This window comes from Azospirillum oleiclasticum (genome assembly GCF_013423485.1).
Taxonomy (GTDB): domain Bacteria; phylum Pseudomonadota; class Alphaproteobacteria; order Azospirillales; family Azospirillaceae; genus Azospirillum; species Azospirillum oleiclasticum.
The window spans coordinates 1-24,464 of the sequence record NZ_JABFFR010000070.1 but is presented as its reverse complement, the minus strand read 5'-3'; the positions used below and the strand labels follow the sequence as shown (position 1 = coordinate 24,464).

23 protein-coding genes are annotated in these 24,464 nt (G+C 69.0%); 13 read left to right on the top strand and 10 right to left on the bottom strand.

All coding sequences use genetic code 11. From position 1 onward, the window contains the following. The coding region (locus HL658_RS35600) for a Tn3 family transposase (protein ID WP_211109934.1) at window positions 1-244 on the top strand (244 nt) is incomplete at its 5' end. A 143-nt stretch (window positions 245-387) separates the two neighbouring features. Here HL658_RS35600 and HL658_RS35595 read toward each other — a convergent pair. Genes HL658_RS35595 through HL658_RS35580 form a run of 4 tightly spaced genes read right to left on the bottom strand, consistent with a single transcriptional unit; the run spans window position 388 to window position 4,033 of the window. Further along, on the bottom strand, window positions 388-1,830 hold the full coding sequence (locus tag HL658_RS35595) for a serine/threonine-protein kinase (protein ID WP_180286881.1): 1,443 nt from the start codon (window positions 1,828-1,830) through the stop codon (window positions 388-390). 3 nt (window positions 1,831-1,833) lie between these two features. After that, window positions 1,834-2,430, bottom strand: coding sequence for a hypothetical protein (locus tag HL658_RS35590; protein WP_180286880.1), 597 nt, complete (start codon window positions 2,428-2,430; stop codon window positions 1,834-1,836). Between the two features lie 14 nt (window positions 2,431-2,444). Continuing rightward, complete coding sequence (locus HL658_RS35585) at window positions 2,445-3,002, bottom strand: hypothetical protein (RefSeq protein ID WP_180286879.1); 558 nt, start codon at window positions 3,000-3,002, stop codon at window positions 2,445-2,447. 2 nt (window positions 3,003-3,004) lie between these two features. Then, window positions 3,005-4,033 carry a hypothetical protein gene (locus tag HL658_RS35580; protein WP_180286878.1) on the bottom strand — a complete coding sequence of 343 codons (1,029 nt, stop codon included), beginning with the start codon at window positions 4,031-4,033 and terminating at the stop codon, window positions 3,005-3,007. Between the two features lie 105 nt (window positions 4,034-4,138). Here HL658_RS35580 and HL658_RS35575 point away from each other — a divergent pair, with 105 nt between their 5' ends. The 8 genes from HL658_RS35575 (at window position 4,139) to HL658_RS35540 (ending at window position 13,355) form a co-directional block, all read left to right on the top strand. Next, window positions 4,139-5,833, top strand: a complete 1,695-nt coding sequence (locus tag HL658_RS35575; protein ID WP_180286877.1) for a bifunctional serine/threonine-protein kinase/formylglycine-generating enzyme family protein — start codon at window positions 4,139-4,141, stop codon at window positions 5,831-5,833. 184 nt (window positions 5,834-6,017) lie between these two features. After that, entirely contained in the window at window positions 6,018-6,854 is an 837-nt protein-coding gene (locus tag HL658_RS35570; RefSeq protein WP_180286876.1) for a hypothetical protein, read from the top strand. A 96-nt stretch (window positions 6,855-6,950) separates the two neighbouring features. Then, window positions 6,951-8,228, top strand: coding sequence for a VWA domain-containing protein (locus HL658_RS35565; protein ID WP_180286875.1), 1,278 nt, complete (start codon window positions 6,951-6,953; stop codon window positions 8,226-8,228). A gap of 5 nt (window positions 8,229-8,233) precedes the next feature. Beyond that, the gene (locus HL658_RS35560) at window positions 8,234-9,091 is read left to right on the top strand and encodes a PP2C family protein-serine/threonine phosphatase (protein ID WP_180286874.1); all 858 of its coding nucleotides are present in this window, start codon (window positions 8,234-8,236) and stop codon (window positions 9,089-9,091) included. Between the two features lie 23 nt (window positions 9,092-9,114). Further along, entirely contained in the window at window positions 9,115-10,785 is a 1,671-nt protein-coding gene (locus HL658_RS35555) for a bifunctional serine/threonine-protein kinase/formylglycine-generating enzyme family protein (RefSeq protein WP_180286873.1), read from the top strand. Window positions 10,786-11,201: 416 nt separating this feature from the next. Next, entirely contained in the window at window positions 11,202-12,344 is a 1,143-nt protein-coding gene (locus tag HL658_RS37920) for an FHA domain-containing protein (RefSeq protein ID WP_180286872.1), read from the top strand. 82 nt (window positions 12,345-12,426) lie between these two features. Then, entirely contained in the window at window positions 12,427-12,624 is a 198-nt protein-coding gene (locus HL658_RS35545; protein WP_180286871.1) for a hypothetical protein, read from the top strand. A gap of 41 nt (window positions 12,625-12,665) precedes the next feature. Continuing rightward, window positions 12,666-13,355: a hypothetical protein gene (locus HL658_RS35540; protein ID WP_180286870.1), complete on the top strand. Its 690-nt coding sequence runs from the start codon at window positions 12,666-12,668 to the stop codon at window positions 13,353-13,355. A 98-nt stretch (window positions 13,356-13,453) separates the two neighbouring features. Here the strand turns inward: HL658_RS35540 and HL658_RS35535 are convergent, their stop codons facing one another. Then, the gene (locus HL658_RS35535; RefSeq protein WP_180286869.1) at window positions 13,454-14,314 is read right to left on the bottom strand and encodes a ParB/RepB/Spo0J family partition protein; all 861 of its coding nucleotides are present in this window, start codon (window positions 14,312-14,314) and stop codon (window positions 13,454-13,456) included. Beyond that, window positions 14,304-15,323 carry an AAA family ATPase gene (locus tag HL658_RS35530; protein ID WP_180286868.1) on the bottom strand — a complete coding sequence of 340 codons (1,020 nt, stop codon included), beginning with the start codon at window positions 15,321-15,323 and terminating at the stop codon, window positions 14,304-14,306. Before HL658_RS35530 ends, HL658_RS35535 begins: the two co-directional genes overlap by 11 nt. Window positions 15,324-15,651: 328 nt before the next feature. Between HL658_RS35530 and HL658_RS35525 the strand changes: the two genes are divergently transcribed. Continuing rightward, complete coding sequence (locus tag HL658_RS35525) at window positions 15,652-16,560, top strand: replication protein RepA (protein ID WP_180286867.1); 909 nt, start codon at window positions 15,652-15,654, stop codon at window positions 16,558-16,560. Window positions 16,561-17,025: 465 nt separating this feature from the next. On the opposite strand, the gene HL658_RS35520 is transcribed toward HL658_RS35525, so the two are convergent. Both HL658_RS35520 and HL658_RS35515 read right to left on the bottom strand, forming a co-directional pair. Further along, window positions 17,026-17,628 carry a S24/S26 family peptidase gene (locus tag HL658_RS35520; RefSeq protein ID WP_180286866.1) on the bottom strand — a complete coding sequence of 201 codons (603 nt, stop codon included), beginning with the start codon at window positions 17,626-17,628 and terminating at the stop codon, window positions 17,026-17,028. 96 nt (window positions 17,629-17,724) lie between these two features. Further along, the gene (locus HL658_RS35515) at window positions 17,725-21,342 is read right to left on the bottom strand and encodes an AAA family ATPase (RefSeq protein ID WP_180287735.1); all 3,618 of its coding nucleotides are present in this window, start codon (window positions 21,340-21,342) and stop codon (window positions 17,725-17,727) included. Between HL658_RS35515 and HL658_RS35510 the strand changes: the two genes are divergently transcribed. From HL658_RS35510 to HL658_RS35500, 3 genes are read left to right on the top strand one after another with little or no spacing between them, the layout of a single operon-like run. Then, entirely contained in the window at window positions 21,341-21,652 is a 312-nt protein-coding gene (locus HL658_RS35510; RefSeq protein WP_180286864.1) for a type II toxin-antitoxin system VapB family antitoxin, read from the top strand. The two genes, HL658_RS35515 and HL658_RS35510, sit on opposite strands and share 2 nt — an antisense overlap. 3 nt (window positions 21,653-21,655) lie before the next feature. Next, entirely contained in the window at window positions 21,656-22,045 is a 390-nt protein-coding gene (locus tag HL658_RS35505) for a type II toxin-antitoxin system VapC family toxin (RefSeq protein WP_180286863.1), read from the top strand. Window positions 22,046-22,053: 8 nt separating this feature from the next. Beyond that, window positions 22,054-23,061, top strand: a complete 1,008-nt coding sequence (locus tag HL658_RS35500) for a site-specific integrase (RefSeq protein ID WP_180286862.1) — start codon at window positions 22,054-22,056, stop codon at window positions 23,059-23,061. 72 nt (window positions 23,062-23,133) lie between these two features. On the opposite strand, the gene HL658_RS35495 is transcribed toward HL658_RS35500, so the two are convergent. Together HL658_RS35495 and HL658_RS35490 are read right to left on the bottom strand one after the other, a co-directional pair. Then, window positions 23,134-23,334: a hypothetical protein gene (locus HL658_RS35495; protein ID WP_180286861.1), complete on the bottom strand. Its 201-nt coding sequence runs from the start codon at window positions 23,332-23,334 to the stop codon at window positions 23,134-23,136. A gap of 247 nt (window positions 23,335-23,581) precedes the next feature. Beyond that, window positions 23,582-23,923, bottom strand: a complete 342-nt coding sequence (locus tag HL658_RS35490) for a hypothetical protein (RefSeq protein WP_180287734.1) — start codon at window positions 23,921-23,923, stop codon at window positions 23,582-23,584. Between the last annotated feature and the right edge of the window lie 541 nt (window positions 23,924-24,464).

Sequence of the window (24,464 nt, the reverse complement as noted above, 5' to 3'; positions counted from 1 at the left end):
TCAGGCCCGACAGAACCCATCACAGGCCACCCCTCTGAGCAGTTACACCGTCTACATGCAGCGCGCCATCACAATCCTGCGCGCGCGGGGCGAGACGATCGACGACAGCCTGCTCGGCTTCCCCGCGCCTCTGGGCTGGCAGCACATCAACCTGACTGGCGACTATCTCTGGAGCGCGCCCCCCGAATTGGAGGCGGACGGATATCGCCGGCTCCGGACCACGACGGATGCCATCGCAGCCTGATGTTCGCTCTTTGTCCGCTTAGCGTATAATCCTGCCCGTTCTATGGCGTGACCTCGTTATGATGATGAATCATTGTACATCAATGCTCTAAGCATGACGCGCAGCTTGCGCCTCCATCCCCTCACCGGCTACAGCGAGGCCGATCAGCCGGGGAAGTCCTCATAGTGGCGGATGGTGAAGTGGGCGGCCGGTGCGCAGGCGTCATCCACGTACTCGATGCCGTGATGGCTGGTGCATGAGGTCCGAACCAGCCAATAAAGATGATAGTGGACGTCCTGGAAGACGACGTACGTCTGCATCTGGTCACCGGTCCGTGACCAGCGGCCGGTGATGGTCCGGCCGTCGGCGGCGATGTCGACCTCGTGGAAGGTGCCATCAGGGCGGAATCGGACGGCAAACAGGCGTCCGGTATCCGACTGCTTGATCCACATCCCGCGGGTGAGGGCGGCGTCCGTCGGGGATGCGATGCCAGCCTGCCATTCCGCGAAGCCCTGGGCGTCCTCCGGCGACCGCGATGAGGCGGTAACCAGGTGGCTGTCGCGCCAGTCCGGGTGATCGACGCCGCCCCGCTCGTACGCCCAGGCCGCCAGGGCCGGGTGACGGAGTGCGTGGTAGGGCAATGCCGCCAGCCTCTGCGCCGTCCATCGGCGTTCGGGCGCCTTCTCCAAGCACCCCGCCACGATCTCCTCCAGCCTGAAGGCGAGCGGTGGCAATGGCAGCGCTTCCTCCGCGAACAGCGTCTCCAGCCATTCCCGATCCGACTTCCCGTCGGCCGGGTGCCGACCGCCGAATGCAGCGAGCAAGGTCAAGCCGAACGCCCAGACGTCCCAGGACGGCTGCGGCGCTGGACGCTCGAAGCTCTCGGGGGCGAGGTAGACCGTCGTGCCCTTGGCCTGGGCATAGGGACCGTCCACCGCCATCCGCGCCAGCCCGAGGTCGCCCAGCTTCCATACGTCGCCAACCCGCAGGATGTTGCCGGGTTTCACGTCCCGGTGAACCCAGCCTTCGCGGTGCAGCCACGCCAGGGCCCCGCCAACCTGCCGGATCAGGGCGTCGATCTCCACCTCGGTAAGCGGTCCCCGCTCGAGGCGGGCGGCGAGCGTGCCCTCGGCCCGCTCCATCACGAACCAGAACACCGAACCCGTGACGCCGTGCGCGGTCACCACCGTCTCGCCGGGGTGCCCCTCTACCGCAATCAGGTGGGGATGGCGCAGATGCATGGCGTTCCGCAGCTCGCGCAGCGGATCACCGGGGTCGAGCAGAGCCGGGTTGAGCACCTTCACCGCGACCGGCTTTGCGATGACCTCGCCGCCGACCACCACTTCGGCCGCATAGACCGCACCGAAGTACCCATGCCCTAGCCGGTCACCGAGAACGTAGCTACCTAGCCGCACACCCTGGAGCCGTGTCACATCAACCATTCTCCTCGCCCCCTCTTGTTCGTCACGAGAATCGGCCGTGAGCTCGAGAACCGGCCCGGTCGGGCTTTCCGCATTGGTGTCGAAATCTCGCCGCAGATCCACGAGGAGGCTCCTCTCATCCGGGACGCCCACCGTGAGGCCGTCTGCTTCCGTGGTGAGCTCCATCGGTCACATCGGCGCCGCGACGGCCGACCCGCCGGATGCCCCCGACTTCCCGGCCGTCCACAAGAAACCGAGTTCCTCGATGTGTCCCACCGGGCAGACGATGAGCCCTCGTTCCCTGAGGGCGGCCAAGCCATCCAACGTTTTCTGCGTCACCTCCTCGGGCTTCTGGAGATTCTTGAGCGGAAAGGCGAAGACATCGCCGGGGTCGGCCCGATCAAGGAGCAGCTCGATCTTGGCGTCGAACCCATCGATCGCCAGGACGGCACCTTCGCCTGCCGGGTCGATCTCTCCGGTGGCGAACACGCGGCCCTTGCCCGGCGGCGCGCCCTCTAGGAGCATGCGGTCGGACACGGCCAGGGCGAGCTGAAAGCTGTTGCCGTCGCAGTTCTCCGCCTGCCGGAACTTGACCTTGACCTTGCGGCCGATGTCGTGGCCGGTGCCCGAGCGTGCCGCCGTCAATGTCCGGAGAACCTCCTTAATCCAGGTCGGGTGCCCGATGACCTGGGCGACCGCGTCGGTCGGCTGGGGCGTGTCGTTGGGCAGGCAATCCACCGTCGCCAGATCCTTGTTCCCGGTCATCGGGAAGAATACCTTCGCCATGGCCCTGCCTCCGATTACGCGGGTTCGATGCGGATGCCGAACGTCTTCAGGCGTTCGACCGGGTTGCTGTCGTGGGACCAGAGCCCGGAGACGATGCGGGTGACGTCGGGCTCGCCCTCGAGCCAAGTCACGCCGCCGGTGTCGACGGCGCGGACACGCGACCCGGCGGGCAGCGATGTCCGCATCCGTTCGCTGAGGGTGAGTACGAGGATCCAGTCCGGCTCGTCGGGGTCGGAAATGTCGCGCTGGACGGTCAGGGTGAAGTCGGTGACCTGGACCATCGCCGTCGTCGCGCCGGACGAGTCGGCGGCCTGGCGCCAGCCCTCGGTGGTGAAGCGGGAAGCAGCCCAATGAGCGGCGGTCGCGTCGATGCGCTCCTGGCGCGCCTCGAGGAAGTTCGTCCGGGCGGCCGGAGAGCGCCACAGCTGGCGCTTCTCGGCGTCGGACAGCGGGGCCTCGCCGGACAGGGCCCGGGCATAGCGGTCGACGTCCGGGACCGCGGCGAAGGAGTCCCACGGCTGCGCGTCGAGCGCGGCGGCGATGAGGAGCAGGTTCTGCTTGTCGGTGTTCATGGCTATTGCCTTCCCTTCACGCTGAACGTGTCTTTGAACGCTTTGTAGAGACGAGCCTTGCCGCTCTCGACGCGTTGGTCGTACTCGACCTTCTTCAAGCCGTGTTTCCTGCGGAATGCGGTGATCTCGCCGGAACGCTGTTTGCCAGTGATGTCCCGCAGTTCCAGCGACATCCAGTGCTCGAATGCTGGTCGCACCTTTGTCGGCATCTTCATCAGCTCGTCCCGCAGTTCGATCGAGAAACCGGCGTACCGCATCAAATCACGGATCTGCTCGGGGGATGCATCGGGGCGGTCGAGGTCGCTTCCATCGTCCATGGTCATGGAGATGACGCGGCACCGCTGGTCGAACTCCAGGTAATATTCGGTCAAGGTCTTGATGGTGCGCGGGACGTTCTTGTTGCCTGCTTCGACTTTGAGCCGGTTCTCATGATGGACGCGCAGGAGGTGGTCTCTCTCGAGCGGATGCTCCGGTGGTCCATAGGACTTGGTCACCCACCGGTCTGACTCCAGAATCTCGTTCCACACCCGCAGCCGGTTCGGCTCATCCGGCTTGAGCAGCCGGGCGCGAGCGTGGAAGGCCCAGTTCAGCACCGTCTTCATCAGGGCGGCTTCCGGCTTGACGTCGTCCTTGTGGCCGCAGATCGCAGGCTGGCTTTCCGCCAGCGCCTTGGCGAGCAACCCGGGCTGGTCGAAGAGGCGCAAGGCCCAGACCCAGGGCCGCCGCATCCACTCGCGCTCGGCCATGTCCCCGGCCGACATCTTGACGGCTTCGAGTCCGATCGCATTCCCATCGGCGTCATCATCGATGTCACGCTCGGCTGGATCTCTGGCCGCGTAAACGTCGATCATCTTCATCACTGCTGCGACATACCTGTCGGCAATCGACCGATTCCCCTCGGTATCGTCACTGGAGAGGCTGCAATAGCTGCGCAGGATCTCGAATTTATCCTCCGCGGCGCGCCTCAGGTTCCGGGCAACAACCTTCCAGCCACTCGGGTGCTGGTACCAGAACTGTTCGTCATCCCTCATCGCAGTCTCCTACTTTCGGGCGGCCTACCCATTCCGTATACCGTGGGGAAACGGAGCGGCACGCCGCGAAAAAATTGCGATGGGCCGGCAGGGGAGCGTCTGGCGATGGTGGATGTGCGGAAGCTGTCGGGATCGCGGATTGGAAGCTACCACCTCGGCACCTTGTTGGGTTTCGGCACCTTCGGCGCGGTCTACCGGGCGGACGTGGTGGTGGGCGATCGGGTGATCGCCAAGCCGGTGGCCGTGAAGGTGCTCGACCCCGCGGGCCTGGACCGGACGTCGCCGCTGCGGGAGCTGGAGAACGCCACCGAATTGCGTCATCCGCACCTGGTGGAGGTGATTGGGCATCCCGGCGAGGCTGAACTGCGGGATGCAGAAGGCGATTCCGGGCGCGTCTTCTGGTTCGCGATGGAACTGGCGACCGAAACCCTGCTTTCCCGCCTGACGCGGGGCGCGCTTGACGAGGCAGAGACCCGAACCCTGCTCCGGCAGATCGGCGCGGCGTTGGCGTGGCTGCACGAGCGCAAGCTGGTCCACCGCGACGTGAAGCCCGCCAACATCCTGAAGGTTGGCGACGTATGGAAGCTTGGTGATCTCGGCCTGACCCGGCAAGCAGTGGAAGGGTACTACGCGCAGCTGAAGGGGACGACGCTGTACCTGTCACCCGAGAGCTTTGACGATGCGGCGCCGAAGGCGTGCTGGGACATGTGGGCTTTGGGAATGGCCGCTCTGGAGGCGGTGACGGGCGGCCATCCCTGGCGTCACCTGACCGAACGCAAGCTGTACACGCTGGTTTGCAGCGAGGAGCCCCTGCCCCTGCCGAAACTTCCGAAGGGTGTGGAGGCCGCGGTCAGGGGGTGCCTGGATAAGGAGCCGGGTCGGCGGTGGACCGCTCAGCGTCTTGCTGACGGGACCAACGCCGGCGGAGCCACATCGAACGGGACCGGGGGGGCGAAGCCGCACGCATCACCATCTGCGCGCCTGGCTCCCGATCTGCCGTGGCGCGTCCACTCGGGAGCATGGAGGCATCCTGGCTGCGTATTCCAAGACGCTGAAGTCGCGCCACGGATGGTGGTGCTCCCACGGGGAGAGTTCTGGATGGGGTCCAAGAAGGATGAGCTAGAGCGCTTTGCCGACGAAAGCCCGTGCCACAAAGTGCGCATCGGATATGATCTGGCACTAGGGGAGTGCGCGGTGAGCTTCTCCGAGTGGGACGCGTACGCAGATGATGGCAATTTTCGCCCGGGTGACGAGGGCTGGGGTCGCGACGATCGGCCGATCATCAATGTGTCGTGGCTCGATGTGAAAAGGTATATCGACTGGCTTAACAGTCGCCTTAGGCTGACGGATCGCCCGGACCGCTACCGCCTCCCGTCGGAGGCGGAGTGGGAGTATGGGTGCCGAGGCGGGACCGACACGCCTTTCTGGTGGGGCTTGGAGATAACGCCAGATCAAGCGAACTACGATGGAAAATGCGTGTATGCGGGGGGCGGCTTGAGGGAGATCTATCGGCAGCAGACGGTCCCGGTTCGGAGTTTTTCACCAAACCCATATGGCCTGTACCAAGTTCATGGAAATGTCTTGGAATGGTGCGAGGACGTCTGGCACCGGAGCTACGTTGGTGCCCCGACGGACGGCTCGGCCTGGGTTGTCGGCGGCGATCAGGATCTCCGTATCCTGCGCGGTGGTTCCTGGCACAGCCATCCGGCGGTTCTCCGTTCGGCGTTCCGCATCGGAAGCGCGCCTTTCAGCACAAGCTCCATCCACGGCTTCCGCATCGCCAGGACGCTTTCCTCGTAAGCTCTCCATCCCTCAAGCTGCCTCATCTTTCAGCCCGAAAGTTGACCATCTCAGACTCCCGGCCGGATCAATTTCTCGGAACCGCTCCCGCTCGTCGCATTTTTCCATCTCCCTCCTCCGAATTCCCCACGGGAAGGGGGTAACGGGCCGGACGGCGGCCCGGAGCCTTCAACGGAGACGGGCGATGACGATGGACGTGATTTTGGTGGTGGCGGCCGTGGCGGTCGCGGGCGTCGCGCTGAGCGGGGCGCTGCTCCGCTTCGCCAAGCCCGCGCTGGTCGCCGCGGCGGCGGTGCTCGGCATGGCGGTGGTGTTCCCGGCGGGCGGCGCCGGTGGCGTGGTGGGAACGGTGGGGGCGTGGCTCCGTGACGCCACCGGCGGCTGGACGGAAGACGCCTGCCGGGCCTCGCCAGAGCCCTGCCTGAAGGCGCGGGCGGCCAGCCTGGAGAAGGCCCAGACTGCGATCGAGACGGCGGTCGATGCGGTGCGCGGCCAGACCGAGCGGGTGGCAGCCATTATCAGCGAACGCCAGGTGGTGGTGGGGCAGAACGACCTCCTGCTCAAGGAGGGGCGCAACCTGGTCCAGCAGGCAACCGACCCGGCCAAGCCCATCCCCTTCGTCGGCCGGACGTATCCGAAGGACGCCCTTGTCACGCAGCTCACCTTGCTGTTCCGCGAGCGTGAGTCGCTCACCGCGGTCCTCGGCCAGGCCCGCAGCCAGCACGAGAACCTGCGCAAGCGCCTGGATGAGCTGCTGATCAGCCGCGGTGAGGTCAAGTCGGCCTTGGCGCTGATCCCGGCCCAGATCGAAATCGTGCGGGCCAACGGTGTGCTGGCCGACGTCTCGGGAGCGATCTCCAGCATCGACGGCACGCTGCTGTCGAGCGAACGCCAGGTTCAGAGCCTGACGTCGTTGATGGGGTCGACCGAAGACCTCATGCGCTCGGCAAAGGTGAACCAGGCGGCTCCCGTGGCGGATAGCCCGGCATTCACCCGCTTCCTTGAAACCGGTAACCTGTAAGGCACTTGGCCGCTCGCCTCTGGCGGGCGGCCGTCCTTCCTCAGGGTCAACCCGGCACCTCGCTTCAAGACCGCGGAAAACAACGGACGGCAGGCCATGCTGAAGCTCTCCTTCGACCGCCCCCACCAGAACATCCTGTCCGACGAGGCTCGCATCCTGCGCATTCGCTTGACGCCGGAGTCGGCCCGCGCGCGCCGCGCGCTGGAGGTCGCGGTGATGCTCGACGCCAGCTCCTCGATGCGCGGGACGATGTTCGAGCGGGCGAAGCAAGCCTGCGGCATCGTCGCCCGCGCCTTGCGGCCGGACGACCGCCTCAGCCTCGGCATCTTCCACGGCGAGACCATGCCGGTCGTGAACCGGGTGCCGGGCAGCGAGGCGGCCGGGGTGCTGGACCGCACCCTGCGCGAGGTCACGACCGGCTACGGCACGCGTATCGACCTGGCGCTCGACCGCCTGGCGTCGATGACCGAGGGCCACACCACATCGGCGCGCCTGGCGATCCTCGTCACCGACGGCTTCCCCTACGATGGCACCCGGCGCCAGGTCACCGACTTCACCGGCCTGTGGCGGCAGGCCGACGCGCTGGCGGCACGTGGCGTCACCCTGGCCGCCATCGGGCTGGGACCAGCCACGGCATTCCACTCCGGCCTGCTGTTCGACCTGTGCGAGCGCGGGGGTGGCGCGTTCCTCCAGGCCGAGACCGCCGAGGCTCTGGCCGGGCGCCTCCTGGAACTGCTGGCGCCCGCGCAGTCCGTTGTCGACACGGGGGCTACCTTGTGCATCCGCCTGGCTGGGGACATGCGCAAGAAGGGGCAGCAGGCCGGGCAGGCGTCCCACAGCAAGGTGCGCCTCGACGGCGCCTGCCGCATCAAGCCGCTTTACAGGAAGCTGCCGCTGAGTGGCGGCGGGGATGACTGGACGGCTCCGCTCGGCGAGCTGGAGGCAGGCGACAACGACTTCCTGGTCCGCTTGTTCGTTCCGGCCCCCGGTGACAGCTGGCGGCAGGAGCCGAGGGAGGTCGCCCATGTGACGGTCGACGCGTTCGGGAAGCGCTTCGAGGCGTCGGCGACCATCAACTTCACCCGCGAATGGCTCCTGATAAGCCAGGAGGACAGGGAGGTGGCGACAGAAGGCAAGCGGTGGTTCCGCAACGAGCTGACCCATGAACTCCGCCATAGCAACGACCCGATGCGGTCGGTGGTCCTGGCCGCCGAGATCGAGAAGCTGGCCCGCGAGGCCGGAGACCTGGACGTTGCCGAGGACGCGGCACGGATCAGCGCGGACCTGAAGTCGAAAGGGTACGCTGCCGAGGACCGGCTGAGCCGTGTCTACCAAGCGGCCCGCCAGCGGGATACCACCAGACGGAGGGCGTGACGGCGATGACTGCGAGCGAACGACGCCTCGGCGAGGGGGCCTGCGGCCCGCTGGCCTTCGCCTGGGTGGTCGACCAGGGGCCGACGCGCGAGGTCAACGAGGACGCGGTGACCGTCCACGTCGTGCCGTGGTGGAACGGGACTGAGGCGGTGGTCGCGGCCGTCGCCGACGGCCTGGGCGGCGAGGGGCACGGCGGTGTCGCCTCAATCGCCGCCGTGGAGGGCATCGCGGAGCTGGCGAAGTCCTGGTCCGATGGCGGAGCACCGGCCGACTGGGAGGCGGTGTACCGGGCGCTGGCCGATGCGTTCGCCGCCATCGACGGCCGCATCCGGGCCGACGCGTTGGCCGCTGGCCACCGGCCGGGCGCCACGACGTTGGTGGCGGCCGTGGTGGCGCTGGATGGCTTCGTCCATGCCTACACCGGCGACAGCCGCCTGTACCACTTCCAGGCTGGCGGGGGCCTCTACCGGACCCGCGACCAGAGCCTGGCGGAGATCTACCTCGAGACCGGCCGCATCAAGTCCGAGGCCGAGGCGACGCAGCGCCAGCGCAACACCCTGTTCTCGACGCTGGGCGGCGAAGGCGGCCAGCTCGCGGTCGAGCCGGAATGGATGACCGTCGAGGTCGACGGCGGTCAGGTGTCGGCCGCCATCGGGGAGCAGGCCGCTTTCCGCACCCTGGCACCCGGCGACACCGTGCTCCTGTGCAGCGATGGCCTGTGGGGCGTGGTGGCGTTCGATGAACCGGGCGATGGCGTCCCGGAGGACGCGGCGTTCGCGCGCGACCGCTGGCTCCAGGCGGCGCTCGACGGCGGCGGGCCGGACAACATCGGCATCGTGGTGGTGTGCGCCGACGGCGACTGAAGAAGAAAAAAGGGAGCGTGGCGATGGTGAATGTCGGCAAGTTGTCGGGTGCGCGGATCGGGAGCTACCACCTGGGCGCCCTGCTGGGCCAGGGCGGTTTCGGCGCGGTCTACCGGGCGGACGTGGTGGTGGGCGATCGGGTGATCGCCAAGCCGGTGGCCGTGAAGGTGCTCGACCCCGCGGGCCTGGACCGGACGTCGCCGTTGCGGGAGCTGGAGAACGCCACCGAACTGCGGCATCCGCATCTGGTGGAGGTGATTGGGCACCCCGGCGAGGCTGAGCTGCTGGACGCCGATGGGCAAGCCGGTCGGGTCTTCTGGTTCGCGATGGAACTGGCGAGCGAGACCCTGCTTTCCCGCTTGGCGCGTGGAGCGCTGAGCGAGGCCGAGATCCGGACGCTGCTTCAGCAGGTCGGCGGAGCGCTGGCGTGGCTGCACGAGCGCAAGCTGGTCCACCGCGACGTGAAGCCCGCCAACATCCTGAAGGTTGGCGACGTATGGAAGCTTGGTGACCTGGGGCTGACGCGGCAGACGGTGGAAGGGTACTACGCGCAGCTGAAGGGGACGACGCTGTACCTCGCCCCGGAGAGTCTGGACGACCCAGCGCCCAAACCATCCTGGGACTCCTGGGCGCTCGGGATGACTGCGCTGGAAGCATCTGTCGGCAACCATCCCTGGCGTCACCTGACCGAACGCAAGCTGTACGTCCTGCTGGGTGACGATGAGCCTCTGCCGCTCCCGAATCTGCCCAAGAGCGTGGAGGAAGCGATCCGCGGATGCCTGGACAAGGAGCCTGGGCGGCGATGGACCACACGGCGTCTGGTCAATGCCTACGCGCCCGTTAAGAAGGAGCCCGATGCCCCTGCCCAGCTGCGCTTCGCTTCTCGCGAGCCGTTTCGCGTTTACTCCGGGACGTGGATGAAGCCTGGCTGCGTGTTCAGGGATGCGGAATTTGCTCCACGCATGGTGGTGCTGCCGCGTGGCGAGTTCTGGATGGGATTCAAGGAGGAAGAGCGCGACACACGTGATGAATGCTCACGCCACTGGATTCGGATCGGTTACGACTTGGCGCTCGGCGAGTGTGCGGTGCGGTTTTCGGAGTGGGATGAATGCATGGCTGAAGGTGGTTACCGTCCTGATGACGAAGGCTGGGGGCGCGGTGATCGGCCCGTCATCAACGTGTCCTGGTTTGATGTCCAAGGGTACCTGGATCGACTGAACCGTCGTCTCGGGCTGGCGGATCGCCCGGACCGGTACCGCCTTCCGTCTGAGGCGGAGCGAGAGTACGGGGGCCGGGGAGGGACGGCAACGCCGTTCTGGTGGGGTGAGAAGATCACGCCATCCCGGGCGAACTACGATGCGAACCACATGTACGAGGGCGGCGGAGCCACGGGTGAGTATCGGCGGCGGACGGTCCCGGTCCAGAACTTCGCCCCGAACCCTTACCGCTTGTATCAGGTTCACGGGAACGTCTGGGAGTGGTGCGAGGACGCTTGGCACGGTGATTACAGCGGCGCTCCTTCCGATGGTTCGGCTTGGACGGCGGGCGACGATCCCAGGAGCTACCGTGTCCTGCGCGGCGGCGCCTGGAACGCTCTTCCGAAATGCCTCCGCTCGGCTCACCGTACCAGCAGTGCGCCAGACGTCCGTGCCTACGCGACCGGGTTCCGTGTCGCCAGGACGCTGTCGTACTGAACAGGACTGCTTCCGGCGCCACAGAGCGAAACTGGAACGTAACGTGCCACTGCATGGCGCGTTACTTCCGTAGCTGGAATCGATTGGCGGACCAGCATCCAAGCGCGACGCCGCACTTTTCTCGCTTGCCCCCTATCGATTTCCCCACGGGATGGGGGAGAGCGGGCCGGATGGCGGTCCGTAGCTCGAACGGGAGCCGGGCGATAGGCGTGACGATGGCGGCTGCCTTGACACCGCGGGCGGCAGTAACCGGTCTCCGGACGCGCGCTACCCGGGCGAACCCGGCCGTGTCCGCTACCATCGGCGCGGCGTTCACCTTGCTCTTTGAAACCAGTAGTCTCTGACCGCCCTCCGGCCGCTCGACCTTGATGGGCGGTCTTCCCTGACCGATGCCAAAGCGCGAAAGGACGCCCGCGATGATGCACCGCAGTGAAGACGACGCGCGCACCGATGGCCCACCTCCGCTCCGGCTGACGGTCGCGGAAGGGAAGACCCGGGGCGCCCGGTATACGATCCGCCAAGCCGTGGTCGTGATCGGCCGGACCGACCCCTTCAACCGCATCTTCCCCGACATCGACCTGTCCGCCTCGGACATCGGCACCCGGCCCAGCCTGTCGCGCCGCCATGTCGAGATCGCGCTGACGCCCTCGGGCTACGCCGCCCGCGATCTCGACAGCGCCAATGGCTCCTCGGTCAACGGCCGGGCCCTGCCAGGGCCGACCGAACCGCCCCGCCTGCTCCGCAACGGCGATGTGCTGCGCGTCGGGCGGGTGGTCCTGACGGTGTCCGAGCCGGGCCGGACAGCGAGCCCAGCCCCCGCTCCGCTGGAGATCCCGGAGGTGTCGCCCGCGCCGCCGCAGGCCGTGCCCAAGGTCGCGATGATCCGGTCGCCGGTGCGTAAGCACTCGTGGTGGATGATGATGGCTGTCGGGGCGCTCGTCGTCTCCATGGCGGGTGCGACCGCCATGCCGGGGGTGCCGGATCTGGTGACCGGCAACTGGACACCGGCCGGGTGTCAGGCGTTCCCCGACGCCTGCGGGCGCGCGATGGCGGATCGGCTGTCGGTCCGCATCGCCGAGCTCGGCGAGCTGTCGGGTCGCTTGTCCGGCGCGCTGATGCGGACCGAGGCGGCGGTGGCCGAGCGCGCGCAGCGCTTGGCTGCGCACGACGTGCGGCTCGCCGCCCTGCGCGCGGCTCGGACGGCGGCGCGCTACCCGGCCGTGGCGGCGGGCGAGAGCTTCCCGTCGGCGGCGGTCCTGGACGGGCGGCTGCTGGCGATGGAGGCCGAGCGCCGTGGGCTGGCCGAAGGGGTGGTGCAGACCCGCACGTTGCGCGGTGAGCTGTCGGACCGTCTCGGGGCGGCCCAGGCACGACGGGCCGAGGCAGAGGCGCAGCGGGGACTCCTGCCGGTCCTGGCCGCCCGGCGCGAGGCCGACGCGGTCCTGGCCGATTACGCCAGGATCCAGGCCGGGGTGGACGCGCTGCTGCGGGCGGTGTCGGCGGAAGCCGCGGCGGCCGTCCCGGTGCTGCGCGGAACCGAGGAGTTGCTGGGGCGCTGAGGACGGTGAGTGGTCCACCGCGCGTGGGGAAGGCCATGCGCGCGGCGAGCATGGAGTGTGGCGTCCAGGAAGGGGGGCAGGGGTGGACGGCAACGAACGTGAGAAGACGGTCGCTTTCTGGAAGTTCCTGGTGGGGTCGATCATCCACCAATGTCGCCTGGAGGCGTTCCTCGGCGCCGGTTCATTCGGGGCGGTGTGCCATGCAACCCTGGTGGCGCGCGGCGAGATCGTCGGCGGAGCCGTAGCCCTGAAACTCATGACGACGGCGCGGTCGGGGTAGAGGCGGACCTGCACCTCGGCGTTGAGGCGGATGTAGTCGCGGTGGACGACGGCGTTGGTGATGGTGCGGAAGCGGGCGATGCTGATATGGGCCTCGCGGATCCAGCGCTGCGGCGCGCGGCCGAACAGCAGGACGGCGGCGTTGGCCGACTGTCCTTCGGCAAGCAGGTCGAGGTTGCCGAAGACGATCTCGAGGGGGGCGCTGTCGCGCACCGCGTCGGGCAGGCGGGAGTTGGGGCGGGCGCGGGCGGAGCGGACGAAGGCCTGGACGCCGGTCGGCGTCGAGGTCGGCGAGGGTGGAGCTGGACGGCAGGGCATGCCTGTGGATCGGCGTGCTGGTTGGACGCCGATCCACAGTTCGCGATCTTCGCCGGGCTCGGCATCGGGGTCGCGTTGCTGGCTTTCCTGATCCTGAAGTTCGGCGGGCGCGCGCGGGTGCCCGAGGCGCTCCCGCCGGCTCCGCCCCTCCACCATGCCGGCCCGCTCCACCCCGACGCGACGGGAGAATCTCTCGCGGAGCTGACATGCGCCGTCCACAGTCTGGAGCGCACGGTCCAGGCAATAGGAGAGAGCACCGAGCTGGACATCGGGGAGCTGCGCGACGAGGTGCGCGCGCTGGCGAAGAAGCTGTCGGAGGACGTGCGGGACGTGCACCGCCGGATCGATCCGAAGGCGGATGACGCCCGGTTGGCCCGCCTTGAACATCGGGTCGATGCAGTGGTGACCGCCTGAATGACCGCCATCGGCGGGGGACCGCGGGAGTGTGTCACTTACGACGTCGTAAGTTCAGTGTCGCAGGCCCCGACTTACGACGTCGTAAGTCGGGGGCGTCACTCTCCCAGCAGGGCGTCGATGCGGTCGCGCAGAGTGCGCAGGTTCGCGCGTTGCGCGTCGGACAGGGCGGGACGTGCGTCGTGCAGGCGGGTCAGGTCGCCGACGGCGCGGGTCAGGCTCTTGTCGATGGCGCGTGGGGTCAGGGTGTCGGACTGGGGGCGGTCGACCTCCCCTCCCCGCTTTGCCGTGCGCAGCTCGCGCACCGTCATCCCGGCCAGCGCCTGTCGCCACAGCGCGCGGATGCGGTCGGGGTCGTCGAGCGTGGCCAGCTCCACCAGCACCGACCGGCTCACCTGGTCTGGGTCGCGGCGGTATTCGTCGAGCACGTCGGCAGGGAGCCGCAGCACCGAAAGCCGCCGCGACACCTCGGCCTCGGCGCAGCCGAGCATCGCGCCGACGTCGACCATGCGGTAGCCGTGCGCGTCCATCAGGCTCTGGACGCTGCGCGCCAGATCGACCGCATCGAGGTCCACGCGCTGCACGTTCTCGATGAGCGCGATCTCCTCCGCCCTGCCCTCGGTGATGATGGCCGGGATCGTCGCGCGGCCGAGGAGGTGGTGCGCCCGCCAGCGGCGCTCGCCGGCCACGAGCTGGTAGGCGCCGGCGGTGCCGGTCGTCTTCACCAGGATCGGCTGTTGCAGGCCGTGCTTGGCGATGCTGTCCGCCAGCGACCGCAGCGCGGCCTCGCCGAACGTCGTTCGCGGCTGGTCGGGGTTCGGCGTGATCCGCGCCACGTCCGCCTCGACGAGGCGGGGCAGGGTGCCGGACAGGCCGAACAGTTTGTTCGTCTCCGGCGTCTCCTCCCGGGCCGTGGCGGGCGCCGGCGTGCGGGCGGCGCGCTGGAACTTAGGCGGCATGGGTCACCTCCTGCCGCAGGCCGGCGGCGGTCATCAGGGCGTCGGCGATGGCCACGAAGGTCTCCACGCCCGGCGCACCAGGATCGCCGGCCAGCGTGATCATGTTGGCGGCCGCCGCCTGGCTATAGACGGTGGAGCGCGGGATTGGCTCGAACATCGGGAACTTGCTGCCCCACAGCTCCTGCAGCTCCTCCAGCGACGCGCGGTCCTGGCCCAGGCGGGCGCTGTACATGGTGGGCACGATGCCAAGGATCCGCAGCTCCGGGTTCGCCCGGCGGCGGATCTTACCGATGGTGTCGGTCAGGTGGTCGAGGCCCAAGATGGCGTGCGCCTCGGTCTGGCACGGGATCAGCAGGTACTGCGCAGCCGCCAGCGCCGCGCTGGTGACCATGCCCAGCGCCGGCGCGCAGTCGATGACGATGAAGTCGTAATCGGCCTTCACCCCGGCCAGCATCTCCGCCATGGAGCCAATTCCCGTGGGCTCGTGGTAGAGGTCCGCCTCGGCCGCCGCCAACGCGATGGAGGAGGGCACCAGGTCGAGCCCCGGCACGCTGGTCGACAGGATGACGGCCATCAGAGTCGTCTTGCCGGTGAGCGCATGGTAGTGAGTGCGGCCCTGCCGCGACAGCTCGACCACCCGCTGGCCCGGCACCCCGACGTGTGCGGTGGCGTTGCCCTGGCTGTCCGCGTCCACCAGCAGCACGCGGTTGCCGGCGGCCGCCAGCACATAGGCCAGATTGACGCTGGTGGCGGTCTTCGCCGTGCCGCCCTTCTGCAGCGCGACGGCGACGGTCAGCGCCGGACCGTGCCGGTCGGGGCGGCCGAGGCCCAGGCCGGCGATGGCCAGCGCGCCCGCCACGTCGCGCGGGATCTTCTCGCGGTCGGTTTCCCAGCGCGACACCTTCTGTTTGTCGTAGCGCCGCTGCAACAGTGCGTTCAGCCAAGCGGCAAACTCCGGCTGCGTCTTGACCAGGCGCTCGCGCAAAGCGCGCAGATCCTCTCCGTCCACCCATGCCTCCTGCTCGTGAGTGGGCAGACGGTACAAAGTGGGTTCTACTCAGTCAATAGGATCGACTATACTCCCGCCATCGACCATCCGGCGCGAACGGCGTTCGCGCCGGATGGTCGAGTCGGGGATGCCGTCCACAGAAACCGTTCGGACTCTGGTGACGCGTCCTCGGACTCTGGTGACGCGACTCGCGGTTATCCACCGGACTCTGGTGACACATACTAATAATAAAAACAAATAATCCTCTAATAGCGTGCGTCACCAGAGTCCGAATTGACACCGCCCGCGGCACGGGAAAAACATTCGGGCAGAGTTGAGGAGCACGCCGATGGGACAGGTCCACACGCTGATTGCCCTGCACGGTCGGGACGGGGCCATAGCGCGTGCCGAAGACAAGCTGGACCGGCAGTGCGTCGAGACCGCCTACGCCGTACTCTCCGATGAACAGCAACGCATAGGCGTGATGCACGCCGGCTTCGCGATGGCGGCCCTGCCCCACAAGGACATCCAGGACACCGTTTGGATCCGGCAGGGCGGATCGGTGAAGCTGCGGGTCGAGAGCGGGGTGGACGCCAGCGATGTCCCGGTGGGCGTGCCCTTCGGGTCGATCGCCCGCATGATCCTGCTCTACTTGCAGACGGAGGCGGTCAAGACCCGGTCGCGGGACATCGAGCTGGGCCGGTCGATGAACCACTGGCTCGGCACCATGGGCATCGACAACGGCGGAAAGACCTACCGCCTCGTGCGCGAGCAGTCGAAACGACTGAGCCTGTGCCGGCTGACCTTCTACCGCCAGACCGATAACGCCACCCTGGTGACCAACGGCAGCTTTGTGCGCGATGCCATCCTGCCCACCCGCGCCAGCGATCAGCTCCAGCTCTGGCGCGAGGCCGTGCGCCTCGACGAGGGCTTCTACCAGAGCCTGATCGACCACCCCATGCCAGTGCGCGAGACCGCCATCCGCGAAATCGGCCACCGCAGCATGGCCATCGACGTCTATGTCTGGCTCGCCTACCGCCTGCACCAGCTCGAACGGCCGACCCCGGTGAGCTGGGCGGCCCTCTACGCACAGTTCGGTGCCGGGTACGCGCAGCTCCGGCAGTTCCGGGCGAAGTTCAAGGAGCCGTTGTCGCTGGCGCTGGCCGCCTACCCGGAGGCGCAGGTGGCGGCGGACGAAACCGGTGTGACCCTTTATCCCTCGCCCTCGCCGGTCCCTCAGCGCCAGCTCATCGCGTAGGGCGTCACCAGAGTCCGAACGGCGTTCGGACTCTGGTGACGCCTCACCCCGTGTCCGTTCCTTCAGCCGCCGCCTCCAGCCGGGCGCGATCGGCGACGCGGTAGCGGCCGCAGCGGACTTTGGCCAGCAACCCCCCGGTTTCCAGCCGGGCCAACAACTCTACAGGTCTCACGCATCGTAATGTCCAGGGCGGTCAGTGGGCTCAGGTATCCTGCTGGCGCGGTTGCATTGCCCGGCTTTCCATAAAAGCCAAGTGCCGCCGGGTTGTGCCCCGGATTGCCACGGGATTCCAACGGGCTCGCGCGGGAGGAGAGGTTATGGTCGGTCGAGCAACCGACCAAAATCCCAGCGTGGCCGGGCGGACACAACATCTGTCGGCTGGTCGGGTCGGCCAACGGTCACACTCCGCACCCCCGTTCCTAGCGGCCACACGGTCCGCATGACCGAGTAACCTCAATTGTAGGACTAAGCCTCTTCGCTGGTTTGCGTGTAGAGCACGCCAACGACCTCGTGCGCTTCGGCAAAGCGGGGCACGCGGGTGGCAGCGTTTTCCACCGCCTCCATCTCAATGAGGAAGGAGTCACCAAGGCCGCCGACGCTCTCGAACAGGCGGATGTTCGGCATGCCGGGTAGCGCCCCGCCGACCCGCTTGAAGATGGCGTCGCCCTCCTCCGTCGTGACGGCGATCAGGCGGCCACGGTGCGCGTCGATGCGGTCCGGCGCGATGGGGGCACCGCCCAGCACGGTCTGCCCATCGAGCACCAGCGGAATCCCGCTGCTGCCCGTCGCCCGGTAGATCTTGCGGATGTCCTTCAGGCGGGGATGGAAGCTCTGGGCGTAGGCCTCGTCCCCGGTGCGGGGATGGCGCGGGGCCGGGTCGAAGACGACGCCGACAATCTTGTGCAGGTGCACCTCGTCACCCGGCAGCACCACGGGTGGCAGGCGGCGCAACGGGTCCTCGGTTTCGGCAATCAGCACCACCTTGCCAGCGAGATCCGGGCTGCGCACCAGCCGCCGGGCATAGACACGGCCGTTGTGACGGGCCACCACAAGGCGATGGTCCTCCACCTCCGAACTCGTCCGTGCGACGATCAGCCCAGAACCCGCGGGGGCCGCAAAGCCCAGCGTGTCGACGCGCAGGATGAACAGGGCTTTGTCGGCGAATCACCGGTCCGAGAACGCCTCTCCGGGCCCGTCGCCGCCGCCGGCTCCCTCGTTCCCGGAAAAGGCGGCCAGCCGCTGGTCGGCGTGGAGCGTGCCGAAGGAGGGCGCGCGCATGGGATCGAGCGACACGGCCGGTGCGGTCGCGCGCGGCGCCTCGTCGCGCTTTTGCCAGCGCCGGTGCTCCTCATGGGCGTCGATGACCAGACGCCGCATGCGATCGAACAGGTCGCGGTGCTCGTCCACGTCGTTCCAGGTGACGGTGTGCGCATCCCCGTGATGGACGCGGTTGAGCAGGGCGCGGAAGCCGCTGTCCGGCCGTAGGGCCGGCTCGGCCCGCAATGCCTCGAACGCGGGTCCGGACAGGCCCGGCGCGTCGGCCAGCCGGGACAATTCGCCGATCAGCACCTCCAGCGTCGGTTTGCGCGGCTGGCTGTGGGCCGGCCGGTCGAACAGATCGGACAGCCGGGCCTCGGCGAAGATGCGGAATTCGTTAGCGTAGTCGCGCGCGGCCTGATGGTCGTCCTGCGGGCCGTCGCGGAAGGCGCGCCGCTTCTCTTCCAGCGCTTCCACCGAGGGGGCGAGCATGGCGCAGTGTCGCGTCGCGTTGCGGCCGTGCACCGACAGGTGGCGCATGATCCGCCGCCGCCGCATCTCGGCGCACATCTCCAGCGCGAAGCGGCTGTCGTGCGTCGCCAGCAGCAGCGACGCTCCGGCGTCCGCCAGCTTTCCCATAGTCGTCGCTAGGCGGTGACGGTTGTTCGGGTCCATCAGCTCCTGCGGGTCGTCGAAGACCAGCAGCGTCAGGCCGCCGCGCGTTTCCAGCACGTGGTGCCAAAAGGCCATCAGGAAGGCCATCAGATAGGCGCGCAGGAAGGACGCGTTTCCGACGTGCTCGGCCGCGACCAGGGTGCCGCCGCGCTCGACCAGCAGGGCGAGCTTCCCGGCGGCGTCCACATCGGCGCGGTGCGGGGTCGGCGCCGTTCCGGCGGTCGCCGATTGGTACAGGCGCTTCAGCCACTCCCGCGTGCGGTCGTCCAGCCGCCGGCGCAACGCTTCCAGCTGCTCCTGGACAAGGTCGCCAATCGGGAACAGTTCCTCCAGATGTCCGGCGGTCTTGCGGGCGCGCTCGGCCTCTGCGACCTTTTGGCGGCGCGCGAAAAGCTCGCGCCGCATCGCTGCGACGTGCCCCAGCGCGGTCGCTAGCGGCGTGGCGGCGCGGACGATGTCCTGCAACGCCTGGATCTGGCGACGCAGAGGCTGTTCGTGGATGGGGGCAGCGGCGCGGGGCTCCGTGGCTTCGCCGACGATGGCGCGGAAGGCGGTTGCGCATTCGGAGGCGGCGGCCTTGCGCCAGCGGGCGAAGGCGATGGCTCGGTCCAGGCGACGCAGGGCGGTATCGATGGCCGACAGGGCCGGAGCGCCGGACAGGCACGTGTCGGTGGGCGGCTCGGTCCAGCCGGGCAGGGCGGCGAGGGGGGTGGAACACAACGCCTCGGCGTGGCCGCGCAGGGGCGCCAGCACACCCGTGAAGCAGGAGGCGTCGAACAGCTCCTCCGCCAAGGCGGCGCGGAGGAGGTCGGCGGGACGGTCGGGCAGCGGGTCGCGCACCGCGTCGGCCAGAACGGCGGGCAGGTCGCGGGCCAACGCGCCTTCGGCTCCCTCCGCCCAGGCGGCGAGGGTCTTCTCTAGAAAATCCCGCCCTTCGAGAAGGGCTTCTGTCAGGTGCTGGTGTGCCGGGCGGCCGGTGGCGGGGTCGGGCACTTCCTCGAAGGGTGTGAGGCAGACGGGACAGGCGTCCGGCACGGCGGCGTGGCCGTTCTCGCGCAGCCAGTTGGCGACGCGCACGTAGAGCCGCATCCGGCCCTCCAGGGCCGGGGAGGCGGCAAGATCGAGCAAGGCGACGGCCTCGCCGCGCAGCGCATTGGTCTTTGCCTCCGCCTGCGCGATCTGCTCCGGCGGGAGCTTGCCCAGCTGCCCTAGGCGGGAAGCGCTGGTCAGCCGGGCAATGGCCGGCAGTTCCAAGGCGGCCAGGGCCGGCCCGACGGCGCTTTCGAGTTCCTGGCGCATTCGGGAGTCCACCGGGTCGAAGCCGGCGCCCAGCACCGTTCTAGCGTCGGCGAAGGCGTCACTCTGGAGCCGCTGAAAGTGGTGGGTGAGGTCATCCAGCTCGCGGTCGGCTTCGGCGCTTGACGCCAGCACAGTCAAAGGGGCGGCCGGCGCGATGGCTGGATGGTCCCCGATCAGTTTGGCCAGCAGTGTGCGGCTGTCGAGGAAACGGGAATCGGCCGCCTCCTTGGCTTCTTCCAAGGCGGCGATCAGCTCCTCCTCGATGCGTTTCTTCGCCCGGCGCGCGTGCCGGACCATTCCGCGCAGGGGGGCGAGGCCGGTCAGCTCCGCGATGGCCTTGCCGAGCCCGGATTCCGTGCCGATCTGAATGTGCGGCAGCAGCCCCGGCATGACGGTGCCAACCTCGAAGGCCACGGGGTCGAGCCGCAGCTCGTCGCGCCCGGTGACCACCTCCGTCGGCCTGCCTGTCCTTTTCTGGGTCATGGCGCGGCGGACGGTGACCTCCCGCCGCGCCACCGCGTCGGCGAAGGTGATTTCGACCCAGGTGTCCTGCGTCAGCGTGTTGCCGTCCAGTTTCTCCAGAACCGCGCGGGGCGGCACCGGACACACCGCCGTGCTGACGATGCCGGCTTCCTCCTCCTCGCCCTCGTCGTCTGGGTCGCTGGCCGTGTCCGCCGTCCTCAGCGACACCGGATCGGTCCCGCCGACCGGCGGCCGTTGCGCCCGGTGGAGCTTGCCCGTCAGGCACCAGACCATGGCGTTGAGAATGGACGTCTTCCCGCTGCCGTTCTGTCCTTCCAGAAGCAGCACCGGCCGATCGAACTGGATCAGGAGGTCGTCGGCGGAATCGTATTCCTGCACACCGCCGAAACGGTGAATGCGGACGCGTTGCGGGACATAGGCATGCAACGTCGTGGTCGCCATCGAGATCGGCGCCAGCACAGGTGGCGCGATTCGCGACGCGGCGATGAGCGCGGGGAGATGAGCCTGGGCCACCGGCTGGGACCACACCCGTTCGTTGGTGCGGTACCACTCCAGCAGCGAGCGCGCCTCGACTGTTTCCAGGGCGAAGCTGCGCGTGCCCGTTTCGTCCAAGCCGACGGCGCGCCCGCTGACCAGATCCGTGAGGAGCGTTGCGAGGGTGTGAAGGTGCAGGCTACGGACAGACAGCTCTTCCAGCATCGCAGCATCGGGCGCAAAGGCGGCATCGGACACATCAACAATAACGTATTTCTGTTCAGATAAACAATTGAGACCTGTATTCGCACACGGCGGCGCTTCACCGCACGCCGAAGGACGCGATGATGGTAAAGCGCCTTTTTGCTTCCGTCTGTGGGGGCGCAAAAAATGATTGTTCCGATAATGGAGGCGTACCGGGAGCCGGGCGTCCGGCGGCGGGTGGGATAGGTCGGTATAAACGGTCTTCTCACGACCAAAGGGATCTGCGACAAAGCGATGGCCCTCGGCCCTTCGGCCGCGTCGGCGGGACCGGCTTGCCGCGTCGTTCGACGGGCTCCACAATGGTCCCGTGGTGACCACGCCATGGCTCATGGCCATGATGACCGTGCCGGATCGATCGACACAGGAGACGCCGATTCCCATCCCGGTGAGCGCTGAAACGGAAGTCCTGGCCCGCCGGCTCGCCGCCTTGCGGGGGTTGAGCGTCGATGAAGCCGTGCGCGCCGCGGTGCGCGACGCGCTGGCCCGGGCCGAGCGGCCGGCTCCCGCCGGTCTCACTCCGGACCAGCAGGCCAAGGTCAACCGTATGCTGGCGCGGGTGAAGGCGCTGCCGCCGCTGGACGGTGGCGATGACGGTGACCCAGGCGCAGCCCTCTATGACGAACACGGCTTGCCGCGCTGAGCCATGGTCGTCGACACCTCGGCCCTCGTGGCCATCCTGAAGGCCGAGCCGGAGGCGGCCACCGTCCTCGCCAAGCTCGCCGCAGCCACCGGGTGCCGCCTGTCGGCCGCGAATGTCGTCGAGGCCGGGCTGATCGCCAACCGCGATCCGACCGGCGCCCACCGGGAGGCCCTGGAGGATCCGCTGCGGGAGTTCGACATCCGCAGCGAGCCGGTCAGCGAGCGCCAGGCCCGCCTTGCCTTGGATGCGTTCCGCCGTTACAGCAAGGGGACCGGACACCCGGCCGGCCTGAATTACGGCGACTGCCTTGCCTACGCCCCGGCCGCCGACACGGGCGAGCCCCTGCTGTTCAAGGGCGATGACGTCCTCCGCACCGACCTTGCGCCGGCATGAGCGGCGGCATGGACGATGCCACCGGGGATGACCGCCCTCCCTCCCTCCCGGTCCCCGCTCCGGCCGACCCGTGGCTTCCCGGTCTGCTGGTCGCCGACGAGGTCGAGGCGGCGCGCCGCTACGTCGAAGCGGCGATGGCGCCGGCCACGCTGCGCGCCTACGCCAACGACTGGGAGCTCTACACGCGCTGGTGCGCGAACCGCGGCCTGGAGCCTCTGCCGTCCGCACCGGCCCAGGTCGCCACCTTCCTCGCCCATCAGGCGGACCTCGGCCTGGCGGTGCCCACGATCGAGCGCCGCCTCGCCGCCATCGGCCATCACCACAAGCGCGCCCGCCTGCCGGCGCCCACCGCCATGCCGGACGCGCTGGCGATCGGACAGACGCTGCGCGGCATCCGCCGCACACATGGCACCGCGCCGAAGAGGAAGCGGGCCGCCACCCACGACCTCGTGCGCACCATCCTCGAAGCCATCCCGGAGAGCGGCGCCCGCAACCTCCGCGACCGCGCCCTCATCGCCTTCGGGCTGGCTTCGGCCATGCGGCGCTCCGAACTCGCCGCCTTGCGCCTGGAGCACCTGACCCGCGCCGAGGACGGTCTGCGCGTCCTGATCCCGAGATCGAAGACCGACCAGGAGGGCGAAGGCCGCACCATCGCCGTGCCGCGCGGCCTGCGCATCCGCCCGTTGATCCTGTTGGAAGCGTGGCTGCAGGCGGGCGGCATCGGCGAGGGGTTCGTGTTCCGCCGCATGCGCAAGGGCGACCGCGTGACCGGGGCGGCGCTGAGCGGCGAGGCGGTGGCGCTGGTGCTCAAGGAGCGCGCGGCCGCCGTCGGGCTCGACGCCGCCGAGTTCGGCGCCCACAGCCTGCGCGCCGGCTTCCTCACCTCGGCCGCCGCCACCGGAGCGTCGCTGTTCAAGATGCGCGATCAGTCGCGGCACGAGTCCCTCGACGTGCTGGCCGGCTACGTGCGCGACGCCGACCTCTTCAAGGACCACGCCGGCGCCGGATTCCTGTGATCGGGAACCGCGTGCACAGGGGGCCGGGGGCAGCGCGACGGCGTCGGGGGACCATGCGGAACTCCCGGGTGGTCAGGGCCGCGCGGGCGCGGGGTCGGCCGGTGGCTTTGCGGGTGTGAGCGACCACCGCGCGATTGCGCGCACGGCGTCGAGCGCGCAGGCGTTGTCCTCGATGCGGAAGACGCGGCGCAACTCCACCACGGCGGCCCACTCGCCGCCCTCGTGGAAGGCCTTCTGGATCGCCGCCGCTTCCTGCTGACTGACCATGAACATCGAGGCGCCCCGTCACCATCCGGGGCCGATGATGCGCCCCCGCCGGGAGGCGGGCAAGACGGCCGTGCCGCCGGCCCGATCGTGACGTCACGCATTGGGAGAGCCGGGCCGATCCGGCGTCACGAAACGCGTCCTGGGGGACGAACGGAGAGGGGCGGCAACGCGCCTCCGGCGCGTCGGACGGGACCTCGGCCCCCCCCGACGGAAAGCTTCTGGGACAGCGTCCGGCGCGGGGTGTCCGCGGGCGTCAGCGCTCGGGGAAATGCCCGACGAGGAGCGGCCAGCGTTGATGGAGCTGGGCCCGCTTGCGCGCGCTCAGATTCGCCTCGGCCCAGACCAGCGCGGCGACCAGCTCGTCGTGCTCGCGCCGCCGGCGCGTGCGCGCGTCCTTCTGGCGCTCGGCGGGGGTGCGGGGCGGCGGCTTCGTGAACGCTGCCGGCCCGTAGAGATCCAGAGCCATCCGCCTGACCCGCTCGGGCGAGGCATCGGCGACGCGCCGCACGCAGCGGATCGACACCCAGCCGCGGTGCTCCATCTCGACGTCGATGGCGCACTGCAGCCAGACGTCCGAACGCTTGTCGATCTCCATGGCGCCCCTCCTTTCAGCCGCGCGGCCGTGGCGCGGTGGCGTGGTCCGCCGGGCGGGGTGTTCCGCGCCGGCCGGACCGGGTGCGCACCCCGCCGCCGCGGTCGCCATCCGGCCGCTCGCGGTGGCCCGCCGGCGCTGTCCGGATGTGTCCCGCACGAAGCCCGGGAGCCACACGGTCGCGGCGCTCCGCGTGCGCGCCACCACCGGAGCGCCGGCGTGGTCCGGCGGGGGCACGCAACGCGCCGTGCCGGTGGTCATGATCCCTGCCCGGTGCCGGGCGGCGGCGTGGTGCGGTCGATGACCGTCAGCGTGACACCCAGCCAGCGGGCGACGTCCTCGGTGGTGGCGCGCGGCAGGCGTGACCCCCGCAGGTCCCGCGCGAGCCAGCGGGCCAGCGCATGTGGTGACCAGCCCCGGGCATGGGCGTCGCGCAGCGCCCCGGATGCGCGCGCTGAACCGCTTCGCCGCCCTCAGCCGCGTCCGCCGCACCGCCGCCGACCGCCAGCGTGTGGCCCGGGCCGCCGCCCGCCTGCGCGCCCTT